At 38.4% G+C, this 2,072-nt stretch carries 3 protein-coding genes; all 3 read right to left on the reverse strand.

Annotated elements, in window-relative coordinates; translation table 11 throughout:
• The coding region (locus Q0410_RS05315) for a phage tail tube protein (RefSeq protein ID WP_299033885.1) at positions 1-352 on the reverse strand (352 nt) is incomplete at its 3' end.
• An 11-nt stretch (positions 353-363) separates the two neighbouring features.
• Positions 364-1,443, reverse strand: a complete 1,080-nt coding sequence (locus Q0410_RS05320) for a phage tail sheath C-terminal domain-containing protein (RefSeq protein ID WP_299033888.1) — start codon at positions 1,441-1,443, stop codon at positions 364-366.
• The coding region (locus Q0410_RS05325; protein ID WP_299033891.1) for a DUF6838 family protein at positions 1,444-2,072 on the reverse strand (629 nt) is incomplete at its 5' end.

Genomic DNA, 2,072 nt, shown 5'->3' on the forward strand with positions numbered 1-2,072 from the left:
TAGTCAAAGGTAAGTTATTAATCCAGCAGTTACCTATATTAATTCTTTCTACTTGACCTCCAACAGCGTCAGGGTCATCAAGACAAACAGACGCTAAAAATCTTGGATCACGTCCAGCCTTGACAGCGGAAAGATATTTTTCAATCCCTCTAGTATAAACATGTTTGACAACAAATTGACCAGACCCAGCAAGGCCAGTCATCTTTGAATCAACATTAATCCCTATTTGAACATCGCCCCTTTGGACTTCAACACTAGCCTCAAAAGAAACAACCTCAAAAATAGCTTCACCATCTATATGCAGAGTACCCCAAGCACCTGCAATTCTTCTAAAACCTCTATTTTCAGTCATTTAATCACCCCTTATTCGTTCCAAAAATTGATATATAGGTCTTCCATAGCATCAAGCAAGGAAACATATCCATCTAAGAAGACGTTAGAGCCAGTATTAAACTCTTTTAATTGCTGCTCAGTCATATCATCAACATTAGCCCCACGCTTAATGGCATATCTCATATGTGCTGGCACATCTATATCAACACGGTTTCTATCAGATTCTTCTAGGACAGTCCCCCTCAATTCCACGAAATAAACACGGTTTATCATAGCTATAAACTGTTGCTTATTAGCATAAGAATTGAGAATCTTACCTACATAAAACTTCTCAAAAGTCTCCCTAATGTCATCCTTGATAAGGTGCATGGCATCGACAATCTTAATCTTTGAGAAATCCTCGCCCTTCTTATCACTATAAGTTGTAAGAGAGTTTACACCCCTTGCTATCTTGTAGACCTCACCATCGTAAGTAAGGAAAAGTTTACCTTCGTTGACCGCCTTGTCCTCATCATCAGCAAAAGGTAAGCTTGCCTCAGAAATTAGTGGCCATTCAAAGTAGGTAAAAGACCTAGTAAGTGGCAGGCCTGCAAGCTCACTTGCTACAAGGGCAGTAAATTCTTGACCTGTATATTCCACACCATCATAAACAATCCTATCAGTAGACCAGTTTATAACTGTTTCGTCATCAGCAGTATAATCAAAGGCTACAAATTTTATAGTCTTATCTTTCTTTTCAATCATTTGACTGTGCCAAGTCTTGATAGCTTCAACATCTTCTTCAGGTGCATTTGGTGCTGCATAGTAATTAAATTTAATTAGTTCATATTTCTTTAAAAGACTAGCTAGCGGATTTGTATCTCCATATACTTCAACTAGAATCCTGTTAGGTCTAGCTTGAAAAGCAAGTCTAATTAGCTGGGCATTCTTCTCAGAAAATTGCACTTCCTCTGGTAAATCCAGAAGTGTATTCATCCTATAAGAGCCCTGTTCTTCCTCATTTTCTCCCTTAAGCAAAAGAAGGACAATTCCCCTCTCGCTCCTTTGGATTGCAGTAAGTCCTTGAGACTCGAAAGCAATCTTAATTTGTGGCATACCTATAGTTGGCATCTATACCTCCATAATTACATATTCTAATTTCAAGCTCTGCATAAGCTTGATTTTTTCTTCTTCATAACTTTTCTTATCTTCATCGGTCTCGAACTTGACATCTTCGACAAAATCCCTATTTTCTACATCTTTATCAGACTTAGGAGGCCGTCTATCAACCTGACCAGGCTCGTAATCCTTATCGATAGGTTTCATCTCCTTATCATCAGCAAGATATTCTGGATCAAACTCATCAGCGAAGTCAAACCTCACTAGAAAGTGCAGGTCTTGGCCTACCAGTTTATATTCTGGGGCCTTAAGACAATGTATATGCCTTTTATCGACCATGGCCCCGTCCTTATCGTAAGCCCTCACAGATAAGCCCATAGAAAAAGCACTCATCAGCTTATCAGCTGCAATAAGTGCTTCACCGACACTATTATTTTTAGAAAAATAAATAATATCCAAATCTATACTCTTGTTAATGATGGACCTAGAGTGGGGACTTGTAGAAAAACTTATAAGCTCCACACTCATAACCGACCTATCAAGCTTGTTAATTCTCTCTTTATAGGCCTTTATATTCTTAAAACTTGCCCTTAAGGTTTCATCGACCGATTTAAAAACATCAGTTAGCTTAATCATAGGCT

This window comes from uncultured Anaerococcus sp., assembly GCF_937934665.1.
Lineage (GTDB): Bacteria > Bacillota > Clostridia > Tissierellales > Peptoniphilaceae > Anaerococcus.

Bases quoted from the DNA above. Each gene is read 5' to 3' on its own strand.
- Q0410_RS05320 (WP_299033888.1), bottom strand. From the start codon at position 1,443: ATGCCAACTATAGGTATGCCACAAATTAAGATTGCTTTCGAGTCTCAA.